This is a genomic window from Burkholderia sp. BCC1644 (assembly GCF_902833225.1).
GTDB lineage: Bacteria > Pseudomonadota > Gammaproteobacteria > Burkholderiales > Burkholderiaceae > Burkholderia.
Map to the genome: position 1 here is coordinate 35,018 of NZ_CADFEI010000022.1, position 24,260 is coordinate 59,277.

At 67.4% G+C, this 24,260-nt stretch carries 20 protein-coding genes; 15 read left to right on the forward strand and 5 right to left on the reverse strand.

Translation table 11 applies throughout. The features are described 5' to 3' along the window. The first annotated feature begins 86 nt into the window (after positions 1–86). The 3 genes from HWX87_RS32195 to HWX87_RS32205 all read left to right on the forward strand — a co-directional run bounded on the left by HWX87_RS32195 (position 87) and on the right by HWX87_RS32205 (position 3,151). Positions 87–1,592: a hypothetical protein gene (locus HWX87_RS32195; RefSeq protein ID WP_176050985.1), complete on the forward strand. Its 1,506-nt coding sequence runs from the start codon at positions 87–89 to the stop codon at positions 1,590–1,592. 32 nt (positions 1,593–1,624) lie between these two features. Then, the gene (locus HWX87_RS32200) at positions 1,625–1,951 is read left to right on the forward strand and encodes a hypothetical protein (RefSeq protein ID WP_176050986.1); all 327 of its coding nucleotides are present in this window, start codon (positions 1,625–1,627) and stop codon (positions 1,949–1,951) included. Positions 1,952–2,098: 147 nt separating this feature from the next. Beyond that, complete coding sequence (locus HWX87_RS32205; RefSeq protein WP_176050987.1) at positions 2,099–3,151, forward strand: AraC family transcriptional regulator; 1,053 nt, start codon at positions 2,099–2,101, stop codon at positions 3,149–3,151. Positions 3,152–3,172: 21 nt separating this feature from the next. On the opposite strand, the gene HWX87_RS32210 is transcribed toward HWX87_RS32205, so the two are convergent. Both HWX87_RS32210 and HWX87_RS32215 read right to left on the reverse strand, forming a co-directional pair. Beyond that, complete coding sequence (locus HWX87_RS32210; RefSeq protein WP_176050988.1) at positions 3,173–4,588, reverse strand: 3-deoxy-D-arabino-heptulosonate 7-phosphate synthase; 1,416 nt, start codon at positions 4,586–4,588, stop codon at positions 3,173–3,175. A gap of 128 nt (positions 4,589–4,716) precedes the next feature. Beyond that, the gene (locus HWX87_RS32215; RefSeq protein WP_176050989.1) at positions 4,717–5,478 is read right to left on the reverse strand and encodes a fumarylacetoacetate hydrolase family protein; all 762 of its coding nucleotides are present in this window, start codon (positions 5,476–5,478) and stop codon (positions 4,717–4,719) included. A gap of 297 nt (positions 5,479–5,775) precedes the next feature. Here HWX87_RS32215 and HWX87_RS32220 point away from each other — a divergent pair, with 297 nt between their 5' ends. From HWX87_RS32220 to HWX87_RS32230, 3 genes are all read left to right on the forward strand, one after another. Beyond that, on the forward strand, positions 5,776–6,252 hold the full coding sequence (locus HWX87_RS32220) for a universal stress protein (protein ID WP_176050990.1): 477 nt from the start codon (positions 5,776–5,778) through the stop codon (positions 6,250–6,252). A gap of 15 nt (positions 6,253–6,267) precedes the next feature. Next, positions 6,268–6,459: a DUF2964 family protein gene (locus HWX87_RS32225; protein WP_176050991.1), complete on the forward strand. Its 192-nt coding sequence runs from the start codon at positions 6,268–6,270 to the stop codon at positions 6,457–6,459. A gap of 123 nt (positions 6,460–6,582) precedes the next feature. After that, complete coding sequence (locus tag HWX87_RS32230) at positions 6,583–7,107, forward strand: hypothetical protein (protein WP_176050992.1); 525 nt, start codon at positions 6,583–6,585, stop codon at positions 7,105–7,107. Between the two features lie 35 nt (positions 7,108–7,142). On the opposite strand, the gene HWX87_RS32235 is transcribed toward HWX87_RS32230, so the two are convergent. After that, a complete protein-coding gene (locus tag HWX87_RS32235) occupies positions 7,143–8,498 on the reverse strand; it encodes a hypothetical protein (protein WP_244137799.1) in 1,356 nt (451 codons plus the stop codon). A 263-nt stretch (positions 8,499–8,761) separates the two neighbouring features. Here HWX87_RS32235 and HWX87_RS32240 point away from each other — a divergent pair, with 263 nt between their 5' ends. From HWX87_RS32240 to HWX87_RS32270, 7 genes are all read left to right on the forward strand, one after another. Next, positions 8,762–12,526: a nitrate reductase subunit alpha gene (locus tag HWX87_RS32240; protein WP_176050993.1), complete on the forward strand. Its 3,765-nt coding sequence runs from the start codon at positions 8,762–8,764 to the stop codon at positions 12,524–12,526. Then, positions 12,523–14,052: a nitrate reductase subunit beta gene (narH, locus tag HWX87_RS32245; protein WP_119338701.1), complete on the forward strand. Its 1,530-nt coding sequence runs from the start codon at positions 12,523–12,525 to the stop codon at positions 14,050–14,052. Before HWX87_RS32240 ends, narH begins: the two co-directional genes overlap by 4 nt. After that, on the forward strand, positions 14,049–14,747 hold the full coding sequence (narJ, locus tag HWX87_RS32250) for a nitrate reductase molybdenum cofactor assembly chaperone (RefSeq protein WP_176050994.1): 699 nt from the start codon (positions 14,049–14,051) through the stop codon (positions 14,745–14,747). Before narH ends, narJ begins: the two co-directional genes overlap by 4 nt. Before the next feature lie 24 nt (positions 14,748–14,771). Continuing rightward, entirely contained in the window at positions 14,772–15,455 is a 684-nt protein-coding gene (gene narI / locus HWX87_RS32255) for a respiratory nitrate reductase subunit gamma (RefSeq protein ID WP_176050995.1), read from the forward strand. Between the two features lie 9 nt (positions 15,456–15,464). After that, positions 15,465–16,250, forward strand: coding sequence for a peptidylprolyl isomerase (locus HWX87_RS32260; RefSeq protein WP_176050996.1), 786 nt, complete (start codon positions 15,465–15,467; stop codon positions 16,248–16,250). A 15-nt stretch (positions 16,251–16,265) separates the two neighbouring features. Continuing rightward, positions 16,266–17,534 carry a nitrate/nitrite transporter gene (locus HWX87_RS32265; RefSeq protein ID WP_176050997.1) on the forward strand — a complete coding sequence of 423 codons (1,269 nt, stop codon included), beginning with the start codon at positions 16,266–16,268 and terminating at the stop codon, positions 17,532–17,534. A gap of 123 nt (positions 17,535–17,657) precedes the next feature. Then, entirely contained in the window at positions 17,658–19,394 is a 1,737-nt protein-coding gene (locus HWX87_RS32270; protein ID WP_176050998.1) for a site-specific integrase, read from the forward strand. A gap of 42 nt (positions 19,395–19,436) precedes the next feature. Here the strand turns inward: HWX87_RS32270 and HWX87_RS32275 are convergent, their stop codons facing one another. After that, on the reverse strand, positions 19,437–21,467 hold the full coding sequence (locus tag HWX87_RS32275) for an SMI1/KNR4 family protein (RefSeq protein ID WP_176050999.1): 2,031 nt from the start codon (positions 21,465–21,467) through the stop codon (positions 19,437–19,439). A gap of 286 nt (positions 21,468–21,753) precedes the next feature. Between HWX87_RS32275 and HWX87_RS32280 the strand changes: the two genes are divergently transcribed. Together HWX87_RS32280 and HWX87_RS32285 are read left to right on the forward strand one after the other, a co-directional pair. Then, the gene (locus tag HWX87_RS32280; protein ID WP_176051000.1) at positions 21,754–22,077 is read left to right on the forward strand and encodes a TfoX/Sxy family protein; all 324 of its coding nucleotides are present in this window, start codon (positions 21,754–21,756) and stop codon (positions 22,075–22,077) included. A 69-nt stretch (positions 22,078–22,146) separates the two neighbouring features. Next, a complete protein-coding gene (locus HWX87_RS32285; RefSeq protein ID WP_176051001.1) occupies positions 22,147–23,064 on the forward strand; it encodes a hypothetical protein in 918 nt (305 codons plus the stop codon). A gap of 31 nt (positions 23,065–23,095) precedes the next feature. Here HWX87_RS32285 and HWX87_RS32290 read toward each other — a convergent pair whose 3' ends face one another. After that, entirely contained in the window at positions 23,096–24,247 is a 1,152-nt protein-coding gene (locus HWX87_RS32290; protein ID WP_176051002.1) for a branched-chain amino acid ABC transporter substrate-binding protein, read from the reverse strand. Positions 24,248–24,260 lie beyond the last annotated feature (13 nt).

Genomic DNA, 24,260 nt, shown 5'->3' on the forward strand with positions numbered 1-24,260 from the left:
GCTTATTAATTCGAGAGAAATGCCATGCGTTGTTTCGGCAAACGGAACATGAGCGTGCGCCGGAAAATGAAAACAAGAGGATTCCGATGAAACCCATTACATGGATGGTCATGGCAGCCGCGCTCGCGCTGACTGCATGTGGCGGCGACGACGTCGCGCCGAACGACGGCGCGTCGCTGTCGACACCGAACAATCCCGGCTCGCCTTCCGGGCCGACCTCGCCCGGCGGCGGTTCGAGCGGTGGCCCGACGGGCGGCGGCACCACGCAGCCGCAGGCCGGCTGGTCGCAGGCTGCCGCGGTGGATGGCAAGGGGCCGGAGGGCGATCCCAGCGTGACGATCGACGCGAGCGGCAACGCGCTTGCGACCTGGATGACCAATGGCCCGGCCGGCGCGAACGGCAACGAGATGTGGGGCGCGCGTTATGTCGCGGGATCGGGCTGGGGCAGCGCAACACGGCTCGACACCGGCGACGGCTCGCATTCGATGAACACCACGAGTTCGAGTCCACCGCAACTGGTCGGCAACGCGAGCGGGCAGGCCGTCGCGTTCTGGACCGAATGGATGCCGGGCCCCAACACGTACGCGCTATGGGCGCGCCCGTACAGCCCGGCCGGCGGATGGGGCGCGGCGTTCGAACTGGTGCCGGACGTGACGGGTTCGACCTATTCGGCCGGGATCGACAACCAGGGCAACGCACTCGTCGCGTGGACGCAGTCGATCAGCCTGCTCGATACGCGGATCGCCTGGTCGCGCTACACGCAGGCCGGACAGTGGTCGCCGGCGGCGGTGATCCAGATGCCGGTGCAGAGCGGGCCGGGCGCGGTGACCGGCGACACCGACAACGTGCGGCCGATGATCTCGGTCCTGTCGTCGGGCCGTGCCGTGCTCGCGTGGCGGCAGACCAACCATACGCACTCGGCGCTGTGGACGGCCACGTACGACGCGACCAACGGCTGGACCAACGTCAATCAGGCCGTATCGAACACGAGCCTGTTCACGACGATCATCTCGCCGGTGGCCGGCATGGACGCGAAGGGCAACATCACGCTGCTCTGGGGGCAGATCGACGTGACCGGCGGGAAGATCTACACCGCCACGATGTCGCAACGCTATGTGTCCGGAACCGGGTGGCAGCCTGCGCAGCCCGTTGCGCCGGCGATCGTGGAGCCGACGGGTTTCGTCGCAACGCCGATGCTGACCGTCAACGACAACGGCGTGGCCGCTGCGATGTGGGCGGAGGGCGGCGCGGCCCTGCAGGTGAGCGTGTCCGATGCCAGCGGGAACTGGGGGCCGCTGCAGCGGCTCACGGAACACCTGAACGGCGCGGCGAACCAGTACCCGCCGCTCGTGATCGATGCGGCCGGCAACGTGACGGCCGCATGGCAGGACACGGGCTTGCCGGGTGCGTCGGCCGTCATCGCGGCCAGCTACCGGAAGGGCGCGTGGAGCGCGTCGACGGTGGCGGCGCAAAGCGCGTCGTGGCCGGCGCTGGCCGTCAACGCGACCGGGGCGATGGCGCTCGCCTGGCTGTCGTATGTCCCGAGCATCGGCAGCCAGGTGCAGGCCAGTTTCTATACGCCGGGCTCGTAACGGGTTCGCATCGGGAATTTGAAGGAGAGAGCATGAAAAGAATCTTGCATAGCACCGCCAGGAGCGCACTGGGCATCACGGTCGCCGGCCTCGTGCTGTCCGCGTGCGGCACGACGCAGATGAACATGATCGACGTCCAGACGTCGACCGCGAAGACGCTCGGGCTCGCGTCGTCGGACGAAATCAGCATCGCCAACGTGCAGTACGGGAAAAAGGACGGGCTGGGCGGCCAGAAGGTGAGTTACGACGCGACGACCGGCAAGGGGCGGCGTTTCGGCTGCACGGTGTTCATGATTCCGGGGCTCACGCCGATCGATCGGCCGACGTACAACAACTGGGAATGCCATCCGCAACGCTGATGGCCGCGGTGTCGACGGCGCCCGTCACCGGGCGCCGGTCGACTGCTTGAGTGGACGATATGCCGCGTCGGCCTTGCGCCGGCGCAATTTGGTCCGATAATCGACGAACCGATTCCTCCTTTTCCACCGGTTCGATAAAAAACTGTCATGGATCAAGCGGCATTCGTCCCTGTTTTCAAGTTTCGCACGATCGACTATCCCGAGCCGGACCGGTTCCACGTCTGGGTCAAGGACATGCTGTGCGACTACCGGCTCGACGACGACGGCGGGCTGGGCCCGTTCGACGCGGAGGCGAGCGGTGCGGCACTCGGCCCGCTGATCCTGTCGGGCCGGCAATGGCGCTCGCGCGCGCCGACCTATACGGTCCGCCGGACGCCGCGGCGGATCCGGCTCGACGGCCAGGATTCGATCCGCTTCACGCTGCTGCTCGGCGGGCGGCTCGCGAGTCATACCGGTGGCCCCGAGCTGGTCAAGCGCGCCGGCGACCTGTTCGTCTACGACGTCGCGCAGATCAACGACTGCCGGGTCGACGCCGGCGACGTGATCAGCCTCGTCGTGCCCAGATATCTGTTGCCGAGCCATGCGGCGCAGGCGCACGGCCAGACGCTGACGAGCGGCGTGGGCCGCCTGGTCGGCGACCAGATGCTGTCGCTGTTCCGGAACCTGCCGAACCTGCGTACGCACGAGGTGCCGAGCATCGTCCAGTCGATGCTGCTGCTGCTGGCCGCGGCCGTTGCGCCGACCGCGCAGGCGTTGAACGACGCACGCGGCCCGATCGACCATGCGCTGGTCGACCGGGTCCGGCGCTACATCGACGTGCATCTGCTGGAGCCCGACCTCACGCCCGAGCGGATCTGCCGCGACATCGGCGTATCGCGGGCGCGGCTCTACCAGTTGTTCAAGGAGGAAGGCGGCGTGATGCGGCAGGTCACGCGCCGGCGGCTGCGCCACGCGTACCACGTGCTCGGCGATCCGCAGCGCCGGCACCAGCGCATCGCCGAAATTGCCTGGGCGCACGGCTTCCCCGACGAGAAGTATTTCCACCGGCTGTTCAAGGCGGAATTCGGCCATACGCCGAAGGAAACGCTCGAGTACGCGGCCGCGCCGGTCTTCCTGCCGTTCGATGCGGCCGACGCGCGGTGGGGCGACGGCGGCCGGCTGGCGGGGTGGACGCTGCCGTTCGGTGTGCTCACCAACTGAGCGGCCGGTGCCGCTCGTCCGTCACGCGCACACGCTGCTGGCGACGTCCCCGTCATCGGCATCGCCGATCGCGGCACGCAGGTCGTCGATCGCGACCATCAGTTCGCGGACCTGCCGCAACGACGGGTATTGATGCAGCACGGCATGCCATTGCGGCAGCGTCAGCAGCGCGTGCCAGATGACGCCGAGGCCGTCCGGGTCGGCATCGGGCTGCTGTTGCGCGAGCGCGCTCGCGTATTCGAGGCTCGCCTGCGCCGACAGCAGCTGCATCCGGCTCGCGGCGCCGAGCAGGCGCGGCGTCGCGTCCGCGGAGGCGTCGCAGCAATAGAGCACTTCACGTGGCAGCGCGGCGTCGTCGGTCGTCAGCGCGCGGAGCGATGCGCCATGCACGCGCACCGTGCCCTGGTGCGTCTCGAACGCATAGACCGTGTCCGGGTCGGCCTGCGCAAGCAGGTTCAGGCCGCGCAGCAGCCGCGGCAAATCGGTCGTCGCGGCATCGGCGGACGCCTTCGCTTCGACGAGGAAGCGGACGTTCCATGCGGACGTCGCGTCATCGCTTCGTGCGCGTTCGAGCAGGATCGCGTCCCATTCGGTTTTTGCGCGGTCGTGGCGGCCGGGGATCGATGACGGCACGCGCATCGACGTGACCACCCGGTAGGTGCGCTGCCCGTCCACCGCATCGAGCCTGACGGCCAACGCGTCCAGCGCCAGCGCCGCCAGCGCCTCGACGGCCGCGCCACGCTGCTGGGAGGCGACGCCCTGCGCGACCGCGATCGTGCTGCCTTCGAGCGGCCCCTGGCGGATCCACAGCGCGCGGTATCGACGGACGTCGTCGTCCGATGCCAGCACGTCGAGGCGCAACATGCGCTCGAGCGCGGGGCTGTCCTTCAGCTTGACGATGTCCTGCTCGAACGCGGCGTCGGTCGTCATGGCGGGCAGGGCGAGCAGTTGCTGCAGCGTCGCATGAAGATCGGCCCACGACGCGGCGGTTGCGGCCGCATGCAGTTGCGCGAGCCCGTCGCGTTGCCACGTCTGCGCGCTGCGTTCGAGTTTGGCCGGGTGCGCGATCGCATTGACGGCCGAGTACAGCGCGCGCCGGTCTTGCTCGGCGTGTGCGGCCAGCGACGCATATTCGCGCACGCTCGGTGCATCGTGCCGCAGCACCGATGCCTGAAAGGACGGATCGCCGGATTGAGGATCCATCGCGTCGCGGATCATCTGCGCGAGTGCATCGATGAAATGCTGCCGCAATGCCGCGCCGGGCGACTGGCCGTCCGTGCGCATCCGCCGCGCTTCCTCGATCACGATCGCCAGGGCGGTGGCCGGATTCGTGGCGCCGGTCAGTGACGACGCGCTGTCGAGCGGCGGCAGCCGGTAGCGGCGAGCGACGACGCGCAGGGTTTCGTCGAGCAGGGCGGGCAGCGGTGTCAGCGGCATGGCGGGTATCGGCATGAAAGCGGTTCGCGTGCGCGGCATTCGGGCCGGAACGCGCGACGATCTGCAACGTTATCACGGCGGGTGGCAGGCGCACGGTGCCGTGTCCGGGCAGCCACGCGCCTGACCCGTTACGCCGTCAACGTCACCGACAGGCTGCCGAGTTCGCCGAAGCGGACCGTCAGCGCATCGCCGAGCGGCACGTCGATCGCGCCCGCGTACGAACCGGTCGTCACGATCTGCCCGGCGCGCAGCGCATCGCCGCGCGCCGCGAGGAAATTGACGAGCCACACGAGTGGCTTCAGCGGATCACCGTCCGGATGACGGCCGTCGATCGTGCGGTTCAGCGCGCCTTCGAACGACAGCGCCAGCGTCGCGAGCGGCACGTTCAGCCCGTCGGGCACGACGGGGCCGACGCACAGCCCCTGGTTGAATTGCCCGTCGGCCAGCAGCTCGAACTTCGACGCGCGCGCCGGCTCCGCATAGCGGCAGCCGAGTATCTCGAGCACGATGCGCACTTCGCCGATCGCCGCGCGCACGTCGCTTTCTTCATACGGCCGCTCGCGCGCGGGCAGGTCGCGATCGAGCACGAAGGCGATTTCCGGTTCGATCCGCACGATCGGCCCGCCGACGACGCGGTACGGCGCATCGGCTTCGCGGATTGTCGACGCGAAGATCGGCGCGAGGATCACGCGGTCGGGCGGCGGCAGCGCGCATTTCCATCCGCCGACGGATTCGCCGAGCAGGTCGGCCACGCGCTGCTGGATCGCAAGTGCGGTCTCGACGTCCTCGGGGCGCAGCGCATCGGGCAACAGCGGGCCGGGCGAGCCGGCATGGCGGGCGGCGACGAGATGCTGGGCGGCGCCGTCCACACGTTCGGTAGTCGTTGTCATGTCGGTTGAGCGAGTTGAAAGTGGGGCCGGCAAAAAGGGGCCGGACGAAAGTCGCAGAGTCGATGATAGCGCCTTCGGCACGATGGCCGCTCGAAAGCCCCTCGGCGGGCCTGTCGCCGGCCCAATTCGCCGCGTTGCAGAAAACGCAATGGACCAGTCTCACGTTGCGTCGCTTTGCCACATGCACGGTTCTGGCCGGGGTTGACGGTCGTCAACATCCGAATCCGTCGCCGGCCGATGATGGTGACATGGCCGCGCGCGATATCGCGCGCGGCAGTTCACCCCAGCGAGGTTCGCATGTACGAAAAGATCATGGTGGCCGTCGACGGCAGCGCTTCGTCGAAACAGGCGCTTGCCGAGGCCGTGAAGGTGGCGCTGGCGGGCGATACGCACGTCAGCGTCGTGTATGTGGTCGACAAGTCGGTGCTGTTCACTTACGCGGGCCGTTTCGATCCGCACGCGCTCGTCGAGGAAATCCGCGACGACGGGCGCAAGGTGCTGCGCGAAGCCGAACAGATCATCGCGCTGGCCGGCGCGAACGGCGAGGCCGAACTCGTCGAGACCGAGAGCATCGGCGAGGATATCGCGGAGCGCCTGCAGCGTTACGTGAAGGAGCGCGGCATCGATCTCGCGGTGGTCGGCACGCACGGGCGGCGCGGCATCCGGCGCGTGCTGCTCGGCAGCGTCGCCGAGCGCTTCGTGCGCGGCTCGAACTGCCCGGTGCTGCTGATTCGCGGCGACGACGCCGACGAGCCGGCGGCAGCAGCAGCGTAACGCGGCGAGCGCGCGATGATACGCCGCCAGTACCGCATCGTCGTCGCGGCGATCGCCGTGTTCGTGTCGCTCGCCGGGATGATGGCCGTCGTGACGGGGCTGCTGTTCGACGAGACGATGGCGCTGCGCGGCGGCGCGATCGCGTTGATCGTCGGCGTGGCCGGCTTCGTCGTGATGCTCAATCCGGGCGCGAAAGGCGAGGAGTGACGCGGGAGGGCGCCTCTCTTCTTGAAGGAACGCGTGCAGGCACTATAGTGCTCGAAGAACGACAACAACAACGAGAGCACGACAACAATGAAAACGAGGGACCTTGCGGCCGCCGCCGTCATCATGGGCGCGGCCGCGCTGCCTGTATTGCCTCGGGCCGACACCGCGGCGGCGCCGGCCGGCTTCGGTTCGCAAGCGGCGTCCGGTACGTCGGCGGCGAGCGCTTCCGGCAGGCCCGCGCAACATTCGGCAGCCGACCGCTATGCCGATCACTCGACGGACTTCACCGATACCATCGGCGGAATCGACTCGCAGGGTGATGGCATCCGCGACGACGTGCGGAAATACATCGACGATCAATACCCGGACCCGATGCAGCGCGCGGCGATGCGGCGTTACGCGGCTGCCCAGCGCGATTTCATGATGCACGGCGACACGCGTGCCGGCGCGATCGAAGGGCTGACGCGCGTATTCCGCACGCTTGAGTGCGTCAGAAAGCTGATGGGGAAGCCGGGCATCGATCAGTCGCAAGTCGTCCTTGCGATGATGTCGAACACCAGGCAGCGCTTTGCCGCCAACGGTCATGCGATGGCACACGCGTCGGGGCATGTCTATATGCTGTCCCGCGACGATCCCTGTCAGCAGTGACGTCGTTGTTCTGATGAGCACCGCTTCCGGTGAGATTACGGGCCGCTCGTGCCGGGCGCTGACGCGCCGTCCGGGCGTGTGTCCACGTTCAGCCGCATCAACGTTTCTTCCAGGTCCGCGTTTTCCGGCTGAATCTTCCGCGCCTGCGCGAACGCATCACGCGCTTCATCCTCTCGGCCCTGCTTCCACAGCACTTCGCCCTTGTGCGTCAGCCCGGTCGCATGCGCTTCACGCGCGTCCTTGTCCGTGTCGCCGTCCTTCGCGAAGATCGCGATCGAGCGGTCGAACCATGTCAGCGCTTCGTCGCTGTGGCCGAGCCGATACAGCGCCCAGCCCTTGCTGTCGAGCGCGTACGCGTCGTTCGGTGACTTCGCCAGCCGCGCATCGATCATCGCCAATGCACGATCGATCTTCAGGCCGGCATTGACAAGGTCGTAGCCGACGCCGTTCAGCAGATCGTCGGAGAATTGGCCTATGTCGAGCGCGGTGTCGATGCGGCCTTCGTCCCGTTCGGCAATCGCCAGCGCGACCATCTTGGCCGCGATGCGTTGCCGGAGTGCCCTGCCGAGGTGCCGGCCGTCGGCGACCAGGCTGCCGAGATACTGCGTGTAGAGATCGGGGGCGCCCGGATCGCGAGCACGGTTGGCGATGTTCGTGCCGGGCCCCGCACACCAGTCGGTGTCCACGGGCGCGCGTAATACCGTGCGATTCAACATGAGCTTGCGGTCCATGTGCGACTGCGCGAAGACGGTGTATCCGTTGGCATCGACGCGCCCGCAGACCAGGTATTCCCCCATCACGTCGAGGACATACGGATAAGGGCCGTAAGGCTGCCCCGTATCTTCGTCGATCACCCGAAAGGTCCCGCCGCTGTCGCCTTCGCCGACGACGGGCTGAAGTGCCCATTGACTGTCGGGATGGCGCGAGGACAGACGGATCCGCACGGTGCGTCCGGCAGCATCGGTCGTGCCGAATACGACGCTGTCGCCGCCGGCTTCGCGAGGAGGCAGCCCTGCGATCACTTGTCCGGGCAAAAGCAGCCGGTACCGTGCGTTCCGCAGCGGCTGGTGCGTGACGGGGTCGCGCAGCACGAACCGGTGAACGTAGGCGCCTTTGCCGAACGACACCGTCGGCGCGACATAGGTGCGTGCGCGGGCGGCAGGCAGGGCGGTACAGCCCAGGGCCGCGGCAACGAACGCGGCGAGAAGTCGGGGCGTCATGAAATGGCGGTTCTTGTCGTTGAAGGCGTGATTGACCGACAGCCGGGAATGCACTGAACAAAACGCGCGGTCTTTGATGAACGACGGGTGGCGGTCTGCACCTCCCGATGCGGCGCATCGGCTCGTCCAGCGCAATTCGATGCGGTCTGCGCTCGCCGTCACGTGCTGCATGGCGAATCGGACGGATGACGCGGACATGCAGTGCGCAGCATAACAGGCCGTGCCGTGCGCTCGATCCCCATTTGATTTCGCTGTTGCGTGTGGGTGAACGATTCCGTGATTTATATCAAGTCATGATATGTCGATCGGCCCGACAATGGATTCGATCACGGTGAAAAGGGCGAAACGATCGCAGTCCGATCGACCTTTACATCCGCTATTTCACCTCCTTAAATAATCAGGGTCTGCCAAAAGACCGGAAAAACGAGATCCCCATGAGCCATTTCCTGGACAGATTGCGTTATTTCTCCACCACGAGGCCACGCTTCTCCGACGGACACGGCGCCGTCACCGACGAAGATCGGAAATGGGAAGACGGTTACCGGATGCGCTGGCAGCACGACAAGATCGTCCGCTCGACGCATGGCGTGAACTGCACGGGTTCGTGTTCGTGGAAGGTCTATGTGAAAGGCGGGATCGTCACCTGGGAAACCCAGCAGACCGACTATCCGCGCACGCGCCCCGACATGCCGAACCACGAGCCGCGCGGCTGCTCGCGCGGCGCGTCCTACTCGTGGTACCTGTACAGCGCGAACCGCCTCAAGCATCCGCTCGTGCGCAGCGCGCTCGTGAAGCTGTGGCGCGAGCGCCGTCGTACGCTCGGCCCCGTCGAAGCGTGGCGCTCGATCGTCGACGACGATGAAGCGCGCCGTTCGTACCAGAGCCGGCGCGGGCTCGGCGGCTTCGTGCGCGCAAGCTGGGACGAGGTCAACGAGATCGTCGCGGCAGCCAACGTGCACACGGTCGAGCGGCACGGCCCCGATCGCGTGGTCGGCTTCTCGCCGATTCCGGCGATGTCGATGGTGTCGTACGCGGCAGGTTCGCGCTACCTGTCACTGATCGGCGGCGTGTGCCTGAGCTTCTACGACTGGTATTGCGACCTGCCGCCCGCGTCGCCGCAGACCTGGGGCGAGCAGACCGACGTGCCGGAATCGGCCGACTGGTACAACTCGACCTTCATCATGATGTGGGGCTCCAATGTCCCGCAGACGCGCACGCCGGACGCGCACTTCCTCGTCGAGGCACGCTATCGCGGCACCAAGGTCGTGTCGGTGTTCCCCGATTATTCGGAAGGCGCGAAGTTCGGCGACCTGTGGCTGCACCCGAAGCAGGGCACCGACGCGGCGCTCGCGCTCGCGATGGGGCACGTGATCCTCAAGGAATTTCATGTGGCGGGGAAGAGCGACTACTTCGCCGACTACTGCAAGCGCTACACCGACATGCCGTGCCTCGTGCGCCTCGTGCCGCACGGCGACGGCTACGTGCCCGAGCGCCTCGTGCGCGCGTCCGATTTCGACGATGCACTCGACGAAGCCGCGCACCCGGACTGGAAGACCGTGATGATCGACGACACGAACGGCGAGTTCGTCGTGCCGGTCGGGTCGGTCGGTTTCCGCTGGGGGCAGCAGAACGACGCGGACAAGGGCAAGTGGAACCTGCGCGGCGAGACGTCGAAGGGGGCGGCGCTGTCGCCGCGGCTGTCGTGCACGACGCAGCACGACGACGTGGTCGACGTGCTGTTTCCGTACTTCGGCAACCAGCCGCACGCGCACTTCAACTCGACGCGCCACGCGTCCGAGCTGTCGCGCCGGATCGGCGTGCGGCGCATCGCGACGCGCAACGGCGACATGCTGGTCGCGACCGTCTATGACCTGTTCGTCGCGAACTACGGGCTCGACCAGGGCCTCGGCGGCCGCGACGTGGCGATGAGCTACGACGACGACCTGCCGTACACGCCCGCGTGGCAGGAGGCGATCACCGGCGTGAAGCGCGCGGACGTGATCTCGGTCGCGCGGCAGTTCGCGGAGAACGCGCACAAGACGCAGGGCAAGTCGATGGTGATCATTGGCGCGGGGATCAACCACTGGTTCCACATGGACATGTCGTACCGCGCGATCATGAACATGCTGATCATGTGCGGCTGCGTCGGCAAGCCGGGCGGCGGCTGGTCGCACTACGTGGGCCAGGAGAAGCTGCGGCCGCAGACGGGCTGGACGGTATTGTCGGGCGCACTCGACTGGAGCCGCCCGCCGCGCCAGATGAATTCGACGTCGTTCTTCTACGCACACACCGACCAGTGGCGCTACGACCCGATGGATCCGGCCACGCTGCTGTCGCCGCTCGCGGACAAGTCGAAGTTCCATGGCGCGCCGATCGACTACAACGTGCGCGCGGAACGGATGGGCTGGCTGCCGTCCGCACCGCAGCTGTCGGCGAATCCGTTGAAGGTCGGCGCGGCGCTGGCCGATCCCGCGCACGCTGGCGCCGACATCGCGCAGCAACTGAAGGCCGGCACGCTGAAGATGGCGAGCGAGGATCCCGACGCGCCCGGCAACTTCCCGCGCAACCTGTTCGTGTGGCGCTCGAACCTGCTCGGTTCGTCGGGCAAGGGACACGAATATTTCCTGAAGCACCTGCTCGGTACGACCAACGGCGTGCAGGGCGAGGATCTCGCTGCGACCGGCGGTCCGCGTCCCGAGGAAGTGACCTGGCACGACAAAGCACCGCGCGGCAAGCTCGACCTGCTCGTGACGCTCGATTTCCGGATGTCGACGACCTGCATGTACTCGGACGTCGTGCTGCCGACCGCGACGTGGTACGAGAAGGACGACATGAACACGTCCGACATGCACCCGTTCATCCATCCGCTGTCGGCAGCGGTCGACCCCGCGTGGGAATCGAGAAGCGACTGGGAGATCTTCAAGGGGATCGCGAAGCGCTTCTCCGAGCTGTGCGACGGGCATCTCGGCGTCGAGCGCGACGTCGTGCTCGCGCCGATCGCGCACGATACGCCGGGCGAACTCGCACAGCCGTTCGACGTGCAGGACTGGAAGCGCGGCGAATGCGAGCCGGTGCCGGGCCGCACGATGCCGACCGTGACCGTCGTCGAGCGCGACTATCCGAATACCTATGCGCGCTTCACGTCGCTCGGGCCGCTGATGGACAAGCTCGGCAACGGCGGCAAGGGCATTGGCTGGGACACGAAGGACGAAGTGAAGCTGCTCGGCGAGCTGAACTACAAGGTCGCCGACGGCGCCGCGCAGGGGCGCCCGCGCATCGACACGGCGCTCGACGCGGCCGAGGTGATCCTCGCGCTCGCGCCCGAGACCAACGGCGAAGTGGCGGTGAAGGCGTGGCGCGCGTTGTCCGGCATCACGGGCATCGACCACACGCACCTCGCTGCCGCGCGCGCCGACGAGAAGATCCGCTTCCGCGACATCCAGGCGCAGCCGCGCAAGATCATCTCGTCGCCGACTTGGAGCGGGATCGAATCCGAGCACGTGTCGTACAACGCCGGCTACGTGAACGTGCACGAACTGGTGCCGTGGCGCACGATGACCGGCCGCCAGCAGCTGTACCAGGATCACGCATGGATGCGCGCGTTCGGCGAATCGCTGTGTGCATACAAGCCGCCGGTCGATACGGGCAGCTATGCGCACATGCTCGGCACGCGCTCGAACGGAAACCCCGAGCGCGTGCTGAACTTCCTGACGCCGCACCAGAAGTGGGGGATCCACAGCACGTACACGGACAACCTGCTGATGCTGACGCTGTCGCGCGGCGGCCCGATCGTGTGGATGTCGGAGGACGACGCGAAGGCGATCGGCGCAGTCGATAACGACTGGATCGAGTGCTACAACTCGAACGGCGCATTGTGCGCGCGGGCCGTCGTCAGCCAGCGCATCCCGTCCGGGATGGTGATGATGTATCACGCGCAGGAGAAGATCGTGAACACGCCGGGCTCCGAGATCACCGGCACGCGCGGCGGCATCCACAACTCGGTCACGCGTATCGCGCTGAAGCCGACCCACATGATCGGCGGCTACGCGCAGCTCGCGTACGGCTTCAACTACTACGGCACGGTCGGCTCGAATCGCGACGAGTTCCTGATCGTGCGCAGGATGAACAAGATCGACTGGCTCGACGGCGAAGAGACCGCAGCCGCCACTCAACATGTTCGCGCGGGAGAAACGTCATGAAGGTACGCGCACAGATCGCAATGGTGCTGAACCTCGACAAGTGCATCGGGTGCCATACCTGCTCGGTGACCTGCAAGAACGTGTGGACGAGCCGCGAGGGAATGGAATACGCGTGGTTCAACAACGTCGAGACGAAACCGGGCATCGGTTATCCGAAGGACTGGGAGAACCAGGATCGCTGGCGCGGCGGTTGGCAGCGGCGCACGGACGGCAAGATCGAGCCGCGTCTCGGCAGCAAGTGGCGCCTGCTCGCGCAGATCTTCGCGAACCCGCACCTGCCCGAGATCGACGATTACTACGAGCCGTTCACGTTCGACTACGCGCACCTGCAGGAAGCCGGCAATACACGCGCGATGCCGGTTGCGCGACCGCGCTCGGTGATCAGCGGCCAGCGGCTCGAGAAGATCGAGTGGGGGCCGAACTGGGAAGAGATCCTCGGCGGCGAGTTCGAGAAGCGCGCGAAGGACTACAACTTCGAAGCGGTGCAGAAGGACATCTACGGGCAGTTCGAGAACACCTTCATGATGTACCTGCCGCGCCTGTGCGAGCACTGCCTGAACCCGGCGTGCGTCGCGTCGTGCCCCTCCGGCTCGATCTACAAGCGCGAGGAAGACGGCATCGTGCTGATCGACCAGGACAAGTGCCGCGGCTGGCGCATGTGCGTGTCGGGCTGCCCGTACAAGAAGATCTACTACAACTGGCAGAGCGGCAAGGCCGAGAAGTGCATCTTCTGCTATCCGCGCATCGAGGCCGGCCAACCGACCGTGTGCTCGGAGACCTGCGTGGGCCGCATCCGCTATCTCGGCGTGCTGCTGTACGACGCCGACCGGATCAGCGAGGCGGCCAGCGCGGAGAACGAGAAGGACCTGTACGAAGCGCAGCTGTCGCTGTTCCTCGATCCGGACGATCCGGCGGTGATTGCGCAGGCCGAGCGCGACGGCGTGCCGGCCGCGTGGATCGACGCCGCACGGCGTTCGCCGACCTACAAGATGGCGATCGACTGGAAGATCGCGTTCCCGCTGCATCCCGAGTACCGGACGCTGCCGATGGTGTGGTATGTGCCGCCGCTTTCACCGATCAACTCGGCCGCGAACAGCGGCGCGCTCGGGATGAACGGCTACCTGCCGGACGTCGAATCGCTGCGCATTCCGCTGCGCTACCTCGCGAACCTGCTGACGGCGGGCGACGAGGCGCCCGTGAAGCTTGCGCTCGAACGGCTGCTCGCGATGCGCGCATTCATGCGTGCGCGCCACGTGGACGGCATCGATGCGCGCGGCGTGCTCGACCAGGTCGGTCTGTCGCTCGCGCAGGTCGAGGAGATGTACCGCTATCTCGCGATCGCGAACTACGAGGATCGTTTCGTGATCCCGACCACGCACCGCGAGTATGCGGAGAACGCGTACGACCTGCGCGCGTCGTGCGGCTTCTCGTTCGGCAACGGCTGCTCGGACGGCCGTTCCGAAGCGAGCCTGTTCAGCCCGAAGAAGGGCAGCAAGACGATTCCGATCCACGAGGCTTCCCGATGACGAACACCGCACCCGATCCGACCTACGCGGCGCTCGCGGCGCTGCTCGACTATCCCGACGAAGCGCTCGTCGACGCGCTCGACTCGATCGAGGCGCACCTGCGCGACCGCACGCGCATGCCGAAACCGGTGCGCGCCGGCCTCGACCGGTTCTTTGCGTATGGGCGCGAGCGCGACCTGCTGACGCTGCAGGAGAACTACGTGGGGCTGTTCGACCGTGGCCGCGCGACGTCGCTGTACCTGTTCGAGCACGTGCACGGCGAATCGCGCGACCGCGGGCAGGCGATGGTCGACCTGCTGCAGATGTACGAGCGGCACGGCCTGTTCCTGAACCGGGGCGAACTGCCTGACTACCTACCCGTGTTCCTCGAATACCTGTCGCGTCTGCCGGCGCCCGATGCGCGCAAGCTGCTCGCCGAAACCGGCGAGATCCTGCGCGCGCTGGCCGGGCAGCTCGCGCAGCGCGGCAGCCACTACAGCTTCGTCGTCGGCGCGCTGTTGCCGATGGCCGGCCTCGCGCTGGCCGACCCGCCGGATGCGGCCGACGACGACGTGGCCGCCGAGCGGCCGAGCGCCGACGACTACCGTGCGCTCGACGCGTCGTATGCGGACGAGGCCGTGCGCTTCGTCGGCGCGGCGACGCCGGCGGAGCAGACGGTGCGATTCCACGACAAGCGGCCGGCCCGCGGTGCGTAAGCGCGGGTCCAACTGGGAAAAGACATGAACGCTTACTTGCATCAGTTCCTGTTCGGGATCTACCCGTACATCTGCCTCGCCGTGCTGCTGGTGGGCAGTCTGATCCGCTTCGACCGCGAGCAGTACACGTGGAAAAGCGATTCGTCACAGTTGTTGCGCCACGGCATGCTGCGGCTCGGCAGCAACCTGTTCCACTGGGGCGTGCTGGTCGTCGTGCTCGGCCACTTCGGCGGCTTTCTCGCGCCGCACTGGCTCGTGTCGCCGTTCCTGTCCGCGTCCGGGCACCAGCTCGTCGCGATGGTGGCAGGCGGCGCGGCCGGCGTCGCGGCGATCATCGGGCTCACGATCCTGATCTGGCGTCGCCTCGGCGATCCGCGCATCCGCCGCAACAGCCGCAAGTCGGACATCCTGATCGTGCTGATGCTGTGGGCGCAGCTCGCGCTCGGGCTCGGCACCGTCGTGTTGTCGACGCGCCATATGGACGGCGTGATGTTCGAACAGCTGACCGATTACGTGAAGGGCGTCGTCACGTTCCGGCCGGATATCGCGAGCCTGCTCGTCGGCGTGCCGCTGACGTACCGGCTGCACATCGTGCTCGGCTTCACGATCTTCCTCGTGTCGCCGTTCACGCGGATGGTGCACATCTGGAGCGGGATCGCGTCGGTCGCATACCTGATCCGCCCGTACCAGCTCGTGCGCAAGCGCTGAGGAGGCCGCATGAACGACGTTCTCTCCGATGCGCCGGTCGCATTGCGCATCAACGGCGTCGCGATCGACGACGCTGCGATTGCAGCCGAGGCCGCGCATCACGGCGATGCGCCCGATCCGCTCGACGCGGCACGGCGCGCGCTGGCGGTGCGCGAGCTGCTGAGGCAGCGTGCGGTATCGCTCGCGCTGCTCGACGAAGGTGCGCCGCTCGACGACGCGGCCGTTGATGCGTTGCTCGAACGCGAGCTCACGCACCTGCCCGAACCCGGTCGCGCGGACTGCGAACGCTATTACACGCAGCACCCGGCACGCTTTCGCCGCAACGACATCGTCTATGCGAGCCACGTGCTGTTCGCGATGACGGACCGCGTGCCGCTCGCGCCGCTGCGGCAGCGCGCGGAAGCCGCGCTCGCCGATGTGGTGGCCTCGCCCGATACGTTCGAAGCAGTCGCGCGCGCTTCGTCGAACTGCCCGTCGGCGGAAGTCGGCGGCAGCCTCGGGCAACTGCTGCGCGGCGACACGGTGCCGGAGTTCGAGGCCGCGCTGTTCGACACCGACGGGCTCGGCGTGCTGCCGAAACTCGTCAATACGCGCTTCGGCTTCCACATCGTGCGCATCGAGCGCCGCGTGCCGGGCGATGCGGTGCCGTTCGACGAAGCCGCCGCGCAGATCGCCGCGTACCTGTCGGAACGGGTGCGGGAGCGGGCGATACGGCAGTACGTGGCGATTCTCGCAGGCGGCGCGCGCGTCGAAGGCGTCGCGTTCGACGGCGCGAACGGGCCGCTGGTCCAATGAAACGAGGTTTGGCGTATGGCAACTCAACAACAAGGTAACGTGGTGCCGGCCGGTGGCTTGCCGGCGATTCCGCTGCGTGCATGGTCGGTGCTGGCCGCGAGCACGCTCGCGTTCATGGTGTGTTTCGTCGTGTGGATGATGTTCGGCGTGCTCGGCGTGCAGTTGCGCACCGATCTCGGGCTGAACAGCACGGAGTTCGGGTTGCTCACGTCGACGCCGGTGCTGACCGGTGCGCTGATGCGCCTGCCGCTCGGCACGTGGACCGACCGCTTCGGCGGGCGCATCGTGATGACGGTGCTGCTCGTGGTGTGCGCGGTGCCCGTCTATATCGTCAGCTACGCGACGCAGCTGTGGCAGTTCCTGTTGATCGGGCTGTTCCTCGGCTGCGTCGGCGCTTCGTTCGCGGTCGGCACGCCGTATGTCGCGCGCTTTTTCCCGCCGCAGCGGCGGGGGCTCGCGATGGGCGTGTTCGGCGCGGGCACGGTCGGCGCGGCCGTCAACCTGTTCGTCACGCCGCTGTTGCTCGACGCGTACGGTTGGCGCGTCGTACCGCGCATTTATGCGGTTGCGCTGCTCGTCACGGCGCTGATCTTCTGGTTCGCGTCGGCGCCGGATCCGGGCGCGGGCAAGCGCGGCGGATCGATGCTCGATGCGTTCAAGGTGCTGCGCGACCCGCGCGTATGGCGGCTCTGCCAGTACTACTCGATCACGTTCGGCGGCTTCACCGCGCTGTCGCTGTGGATTCCGCAGTACCTGAAGAGCGAATACGGGATGTCGCTGGTGATGGCGTCCGCGTTCGCGGCCGGCTTCTCGTTGCCGGGCTCCGTGCTGCGCGCGCTGGGCGGTGCGCTGTCCGACCGCTTCGGCGCGCACGCAGTCACGTGGTGGGGGCTGTGGGTCGCGTGGATCGCGCTGTTCCTGCTGTCGTATCCGGCGACCGACTTCGTGATCCACACGATCGACGGCACCGCGACGCTGAACGTGTCGATGCCGGTGGCCGGCTTCGTCGCGCTGACGTTCGTGCTCGGTGCAGTGTTCGCGCTCGGGATGGCGTCGACCTTCAAGTACGTTGCGGACGACTTCGCGGACAACATGGGTGTCGTGACGGGCATCGTCGGGCTCGCGGGCGGGCTCGGCGGCTTCCTGCTGCCGATCTTGTTCGGTGTGCTGCTCGACCTTCTGCGCGTGCGCACGACCTGCTTCATGTTCCTGTACGGGATCGTGTGGGTGTCGCTGATCCTCATCTATCTGTCGGAAGTGCGGCGCACGCCTGTCACGGGCTGAAGGGTTTCGATCGATGCGCTTGCGCGATGCCGGCAAAGCCCGAGATCGTGCAAGTGCCCCATCTCGTTCGGGAAGTCGCATGCGGCGTATCCGGCCGCACGCGCTTCTGTCAAACTGGCGCCCATGAAACCGCGCCTCATTTCACCGCCATCCCCCGATTCCGCGCCTGCGCCCGCAGGCTTTCCCGACGCCGACGAACTGGCCGCGCTGCGCGCGTGGTATGCGGGCATGACCGTGCGTCAGGCCGTCGAGCGCTACCTGCCCGATCGCCTGGGCGAGGGGCGATCGGCGCGCGGTGTGATCGGCGCGATTCGCCGTCGCCTCGTGCGCGTCGCGCGGCAGGCCGGTCGGCCCGATCTCGCGGAGCGGCTCGGTCATCCCGACGGTGAGCGTGTGCGGGAGGCGAAAGCGGCGACCGAAGCGATCGGCCTGCTGCGTCATGCGCGTGCGCCATTCCCGCAGATCAGCGACGACGTCGGTCTGTGGCTGCCTGCGCGCGCGGTCGTCGCGCTGCGTGCGCATGGCATCGCGACGCTGGCCGACCTGACGGTGCGGATTCCGCGCCGGCGCCAGTGGTGGAGTGCGATCGCGGGCCTCGGTGTGGCCAGCGCACGGCGCATCGAGGCGTTCTTCGCCGCGCATCCGGACCTGACCGAACGGGCGCGCGCGCTGATCGCCGCGACGCCGCGCGGCAGCATCGTGCCGTGGGAACAGCTGAAGCTGCCGCACGAGGTCGACGGCTCGGCCGGCACGTTCCGCGCGCCGCGCGCGACCAGCACGCTCGACGCGGACAACGACTACGCGGCCGTGCACGCATGGCTGTCGCTGCACGAATCGGCCGCGACGCGGCGCGCATATCGCAAGGAGGCCGAGCGCTTGATCCTGTGGGCGATCGTCGAGCGCGGCCGCGCGCTGTCGTCGCTGACGACCGAGGATGCGGTCGCTTATCGCGCGTTCATCCGGCGCCCGACGCCGCACGAGCGCTGGGTCGGGCCCGTGCGGCCGCGCGGCGCGCCCGACTGGCGGCCGTTCTCGGGCGCGCTGTCCGCGCGCTCGGCGGCGTACACGCTGTCGGTGCTCGGCGCGCTGTTCCGCTGGCTGATCGAGCAGCGCTACCTGCTCGCGAATCCGTTCGCGGGCGTGAAGGTGCGCGATACGCGCGGCGCGAACGCACTCGATACCTCGCATGCGTTCACCGAAGGCGAGTGGCTGCTGGTCCGCACGATCGCCGACGGGCTCGAGTTCCGCAAGCGCGCGGCTGACGGCGCGCCGCAGTCGGGCTGGACGCTGGCTGCCGCACAACGGCTGCGCTTCATTCTCGATTTCGGCTATGCGACCGGGCTGCGCGCGAGCGAGCTGGTCGGCGCGACGCTCGGCGGCATCGAGACGGACGCGCACGGCGACGCGTGGCTGAAAGTGATCGGCAAGGGCAGCAAGGCTGCACGCGTCGCGCTGCCGCCGCTCGCGCGCACGGCGCTCGACCGTTATCTGGTCGCGCGTAGGCTACCGGTTACGCCGGTGCGCTGGCGGCCCGATACGCCGCTGATCGCGAGCCTGGCGGAAGACGAGGCGGCCGCGATCACGAGCGTGCGGTTGTGGAAGGTGATGCAGCGCTTCTTTGCGCAGACGGCCGAGGCCGTCGAGGCCGATAACCCGGCGCTCGCGCAGAAGCTGCGCCAGGCGAGCCCGCACTGGATGCGGCACACGCATGCGACGCACGCGCTTGCGCGCGGCGCGGAGCTGACGACGGTGCGCGACAACCTGCGGCATGCGTCGATCTCGACGACGTCGATTTATCTGCACGGCGACGATGTGAAGCGCGCGCGGCAGATGTCGAGTGCGTTCGCGGCCGACAAGTAAGCGGATGCCGCGTCGGCGCTTCCGCTCGTTTGCCCGAGCCGGTCAAGCGGCGGCCGGGCTGTCGCGTTCCGCCGCCACGCGTGCGAGCCACTCCGCATAACTCGATGCGACGCGCTCGCGCAGCTCGTCGTCATGCCACACGCGGATCACCTGGCCGATCACGCCGCCTTCCGCGGGATCGAGGTCGATGCAGAGATGATTGCCGCTGCCGTCGTGCGTGAACGGAATCCACTTGAGGTTGTACCAGTCGTCACGGATGCCGGCATCGGGTTCCGACGTCATGCCGTCGAAGTCGCCGCCGGATACGAGTTTCTGCCAGATCGACCATTGCGCGACGATCTCCTGCGCGCTGAGCAATGCGTCGCTTTCGGTGAAGACGGCGTCCGGATCGGCTTGCCCGTCGTGCAGCCGGAGGCTGTCGATCACGTCATCGGGCAGCGTCGAACCCAGTGCGACATGCAGTTCGGCAAGCGCATGCTCGTCGGCCGGCCCGTTCAGGCCGCCCGGCAAGCTGGCGGGATGGGCCGCGATCGCGTGTCCGATGCGTTTCCACGCGTCGCGAACATCCGGCGTCGCGGTGCGGGCAACCGGTGCATCGGGAGAGGGGGCGGCCTGCAGCGGTTGCGCCGCAACCTTCGCGGTTTCGTCCGGCGTCACGCCGGTGGGCGATGCGCGCGTGCCCGTGCCATCCAGCCGCAGAAACAGCACGGGCGTCCCGGCCGGCAGCACATCGACGCCCGCCGGGATCGCGACGAGACCATCGGCCTCGGCAATACCGCGAATCGGCCCGTCACCCTGGAACGGCAGCAGGCGGACTCGCGCTTCGCCGCGTTCGGTTGCGGACAGGTTGCCCCATCGCATTCCGTTGAGTTCGGCATCGGGTGCGATGTCGTGCGCGGTCAGCGCGGTTGCCCAGCAGGGTCCCGGCGCCGCTACATGTTCCAGCAGATCGAGCACGCGCGGGACGATCGTGTGCATCAGCGCGGCGACGCCGCTCGTATGGCCCGGCAGATTGACCAGCACGGCCTGGTCGTAACTGACGAACGCTTCCGTTCGGCAGACGGAGCCGTCCGGCCTGGTGGATTGCACGGTCCACTTCGTCGGCGGCGAACGGTCGTCGCTCCGTCCGGCATTGAACCGTTCGCCGGGTGTCTGCTGGATCCGGATCGTCTCGCGACTGTTCGAGTACATCGTCTGTGCATTCAGGCCGCGAATCTCGAACGGTGCGCCCGCCGGCAACCCGGCACCGACAATCAGGTCGTAGCGGCCGGAAAGCGCGCCCAGCCGTTGCTTGAATTCCCGTTCGTTGCGTTCCGCCTCGGACGACCACGGAATCGACGAGGGCAACGGCAGCGTCTCGACGGCCGGCACCTCGTAACCCCATTGCCGCAGCACCGCGCGCAGATACGGCCCGATCGAGTCGAATCGCTGCCAGGGCTCGCGCGCGTGGCCCGGCGGCACGCTGTCGTAGCCGGCGATCACGACGCCGATACGCGGCCGCTTCGTGACGGCAATGTCGCGCACGCCCGCCGCGATCAGCACCGCCTGCCGGGCGGGCGTGATCCGCATCCCTTTCGCGAGCAGCACCTGTCCTTTCCGGAATTCGCTGCCGACGGCGATCACGTGCTGTCCGGCCGCCAGCGGCGCATGGAACCGCAGGCGTGCGCCCGCGTTTGCGTCGATCCATCGATGCTCCGTCTTCGGCGCAACCGTGTCGGCGTGATCCGGCATGGCGACGTAGGCCGGAATGCTGGCCGCTCGACGTGGGGCGAGCGCACGGGCGGCCGGGCTGGCCGTGCGCGACGCCAGCGGGGCCAGCCCGAGTTCGCAATCGAGCTCGACGGGTTCGGCGCGGGAGGCCGTTGCCGTATCTGCTGCACGCAACGCGTAGCCGTCGCAGGCGGCAAGCGCAACGGACGGAACGTCGTCGGGTGCGATGACGTCCTCGGCCGTGACACGCAATGCAGCGTCATCGATCGGAATCGTCTCGCTCAGCATCGCGCCGGGGACGAGATGCCTGCATCGTTCGTAGGCTTGCCTGAGCCATGAAGGGAAGTGGGCGGGTTCGCTCATCGAAATCCTCGTCGTGATGCTTCGCGGCACACCATTGTCGGGCCAGGCGGTCCGTGCGTCGCGCCCGACGCACGATCGAAGCCGGATTTTTGTGAAGCGCTATTGGACGATTCATCTTGCCGTGACGTAACTGTCAGGTGTGTCAGGAGATTGTTGGCCGGGGAGGCCCGCCTGTGCTGGAATAGGCTTCGCGTCGACGAAAGGATGATGCGCTGCAGCGTATCTGCCGATGGAGCGGAACGGTCGGTGCACGCGACGGTCATAAATTCTTTGCAAGGAGCAGTGAATGGCATCGAGCCAGAGCACGGTCGGTTTCATCGTCGAACAGATCGCGGCGGCCGGCACGGTATCGGCCCGCAAGATGTTCGGAGAATACGGCATCTATTGCGACGGCAAGATGGTCGCGCTCGTCTGCGACGACCGGCTGTTCGTGAAGCCGACACCGGAAGGACGCGCGTATCTCGGCGCCTGCGAGGAAGGCCCGCCGTATCCGACGGCGAAACCGCACCTCGTCATCGCCGGCGATCGCTGGGATGACCGCGAATGGCTGTCCGCGCTGATCCGGATCACCGCCGCGCAGTTGCCGATGCCGGTGAAGCGGAGCCGATAGCGGTAGCGCGACATGCCGGCGTATTCTGTGACACATGCGCGCGACCATCGCGCGGCAGGGAGTACAAGAATGGAGACATCCGGACATCCGTGCGGCACGCGGCGTGCCCGCCGCGTCTGGCACGCGCTCGTTGCGGCCGTATGTGTCGGCTGGAGCGTGCTGTCGTTCGGCGCCGATGGCACGAACGGCGCGGCCGCGCTGCTCGATCGTTTTCACGGCCTCGGCGCGCAACTGAAGGACAACGCGTTTCACCGGCCGCTGGTCCTTGAATCGGCGGAGGCGTCATCGTCGCTGAAGGGCGACATCTACGCCGTGGTCGACCATCCGTTCGCGGCCGTGAACGGCCAGCTCAACGATCCCGCGCAGGGCCCGGCGAACTGGTGCGCGGTGCTGATCCTGCACCTGAACACGAAATACTGTCATGCGTCGAGCGACAGCAACGGCCCGGTGCTCGACGTGAACCTCGGCCGCAAGATCCAGCAGAAGCTGTCGGATACCTATCGCGTGCAGTTCCGCTATCGCGTGGCGGCCGCGACGCCCGACTACTTCCAGGTCGACCTGACCGCCGACAGCGGCCCGATGGGCACGAAGGATTACCGGATCGCGCTGGAGGCCGTGCCGGTCGGCGCGTCGCGCACGTTCCTGCACCTCACGTATTCGTATGGTTTCGGCACGGTCGGCCGGATGGCGATGAAGACCTACCTCGCGACGGTCGGCAGCGACAAGGTCGGGTTCACGAACGTCGGCGCATCGGCCGCGCAGCCGCAGTACATCGGCGGCGTGCGCGGGCTGCTGGAGCGCAACACGATGCGTTACTACCTCGCGATCGACACGTATCTCGCGACGCTCGACAAGCCGCTCGACCAGCGTCTCGCGCGCTGGTTCGATGCAACCGAGCAGTATCCGCAGCAACTGCACGAAGTCGAGCGGAGCGCGTATCTGCAGATGAAAGCGCAGGAGGTGCAGCGGCAGCAGGCGGCGCGGTAGGCGGTGCGATCCGCCGCCGCGCCGCCCGGCGTCAGTTCGACGCGCCGCCGACCGTGCGGATGCTGTGCCATTGCCCCTGTTCGACACGGAACAGCGTGTACGGCGGCTTGATCAGGTCGCCGCGCTCGTCGAACGAGATCTTGCCGGTCACGCCGGTCACCGACACGCCGGGCAGGCTCGCGACGATCTTGGCGCGATCGGGCGAATCGGCCTTGCGGACCGCCGCGATCATCGCGAGCGCCGCGTCGTACGCGAACGGCGCATACAGCTCGACGTCCTGGTTGAAGCGCGCCTTGTAGCGCTGCGCGAACGCGACGGCGGACGGCAGCTTGTCGAGCGCGGGGCCGGGCTCGAGATCCTGCGTGCCTTCGCCCGCGTTGCCGGCGATCTTCAGGAATGCGTTGCTTTTCAGTGCGCCGGCGCCGAACAACTGGGCCCGGATGCCGAGCGAGCGCATCTGCTTGACGAGCATCGCACCCTGTTCGTCGAGCCCGCCGAAGAACAGCAGGTCGACGTTGTTGCTCTTCATCGTCGTCAGGATGCCGCGGAAATCGACGGCCTTGTCGTTCGTGTATTCGCGGCCGACGATGCTGCCGTGCGCGTCCTTCACGCCTTTCTCGAACGCGTCGGCGAGGCCCTGGCCGAACGCGGTGCGATCGTCGATGATGCCGATCCGCTTCGCCTTCAACTGCTCGACCGCGAAGCGGCCGGCCACCACGCCGCCGACACCGTCGTGCCCCATCGTGCGGAACACGTTCTTGAAGCCCTGCATCGTCAGTTGCGGATTGGTCGAGCCGGGCGTGATCATCGCGACGTTCGCCTGCTTGTAGACGGCCGACGCGGGAATGCTGCAGCCCGAGTTGTAGTGGCCGATCACGCCGACCACACCGTCGTCGACGAGCTTCTGCGCGACCTGGATCGCGATGCGCGGATCGGCCTGGTCGTCCTGCACGTCGAGCACGAAGCGCACCGGCTTGCCGCCGATGGTCGGATGCTTCGCGTTCTCCTCGTCGAGCGCGAGCTGCGCACCGTATTGCAGATCCTTGCCGACGCGTGCGACCGGTCCCGTCAGCGGGCCGGCGAAGCCGATCTTGACGGTTTCCGGGTCGGCCGCCTGCGCGGATCCCGCGACCGTGCCGATCGAGCAGACGGCCAGCCATACCAGCCAGTGACGACGATTCATGATGCTTCTCCTT

Coding starts and splice junctions, on each gene's coding strand:
- HWX87_RS32285 (WP_176051001.1), top strand. CDS start 22,147: ATGGAGACATCCGGACATCCGTGCGGCACGCGGCGTGCCCGCCGCGTC.
- narH (WP_119338701.1), top strand. CDS start 12,523: ATGAAGGTACGCGCACAGATCGCAATGGTGCTGAACCTCGACAAGTGC.
- HWX87_RS32205 (WP_176050987.1), top strand. CDS start 2,099: ATGGATCAAGCGGCATTCGTCCCTGTTTTCAAGTTTCGCACGATCGAC.
- HWX87_RS32270 (WP_176050998.1), top strand. CDS start 17,658: ATGAAACCGCGCCTCATTTCACCGCCATCCCCCGATTCCGCGCCTGCG.
- HWX87_RS32290 (WP_176051002.1), bottom strand. CDS start 24,247: ATGAATCGTCGTCACTGGCTGGTATGGCTGGCCGTCTGCTCGATCGGC.
- HWX87_RS32265 (WP_176050997.1), top strand. CDS start 16,266: ATGGCAACTCAACAACAAGGTAACGTGGTGCCGGCCGGTGGCTTGCCG.
- HWX87_RS32225 (WP_176050991.1), top strand. CDS start 6,268: ATGATACGCCGCCAGTACCGCATCGTCGTCGCGGCGATCGCCGTGTTC.
- HWX87_RS32195 (WP_176050985.1), top strand. CDS start 87: ATGAAACCCATTACATGGATGGTCATGGCAGCCGCGCTCGCGCTGACT.
- HWX87_RS32220 (WP_176050990.1), top strand. CDS start 5,776: ATGTACGAAAAGATCATGGTGGCCGTCGACGGCAGCGCTTCGTCGAAA.
- narJ (WP_176050994.1), top strand. CDS start 14,049: ATGACGAACACCGCACCCGATCCGACCTACGCGGCGCTCGCGGCGCTG.
- HWX87_RS32275 (WP_176050999.1), bottom strand. CDS start 21,467: ATGAGCGAACCCGCCCACTTCCCTTCATGGCTCAGGCAAGCCTACGAA.
- HWX87_RS32260 (WP_176050996.1), top strand. CDS start 15,465: ATGAACGACGTTCTCTCCGATGCGCCGGTCGCATTGCGCATCAACGGC.
- narI (WP_176050995.1), top strand. CDS start 14,772: ATGAACGCTTACTTGCATCAGTTCCTGTTCGGGATCTACCCGTACATC.
- HWX87_RS32200 (WP_176050986.1), top strand. CDS start 1,625: ATGAAAAGAATCTTGCATAGCACCGCCAGGAGCGCACTGGGCATCACG.
- HWX87_RS32210 (WP_176050988.1), bottom strand. CDS start 4,588: ATGCCGCTGACACCGCTGCCCGCCCTGCTCGACGAAACCCTGCGCGTC.
- HWX87_RS32215 (WP_176050989.1), bottom strand. CDS start 5,478: ATGACAACGACTACCGAACGTGTGGACGGCGCCGCCCAGCATCTCGTC.
- HWX87_RS32240 (WP_176050993.1), top strand. CDS start 8,762: ATGAGCCATTTCCTGGACAGATTGCGTTATTTCTCCACCACGAGGCCA.
- HWX87_RS32280 (WP_176051000.1), top strand. CDS start 21,754: ATGGCATCGAGCCAGAGCACGGTCGGTTTCATCGTCGAACAGATCGCG.
- HWX87_RS32230 (WP_176050992.1), top strand. CDS start 6,583: ATGGGCGCGGCCGCGCTGCCTGTATTGCCTCGGGCCGACACCGCGGCG.
- HWX87_RS32235 (WP_244137799.1), bottom strand. CDS start 8,498: ATGCAGCACGTGACGGCGAGCGCAGACCGCATCGAATTGCGCTGGACG.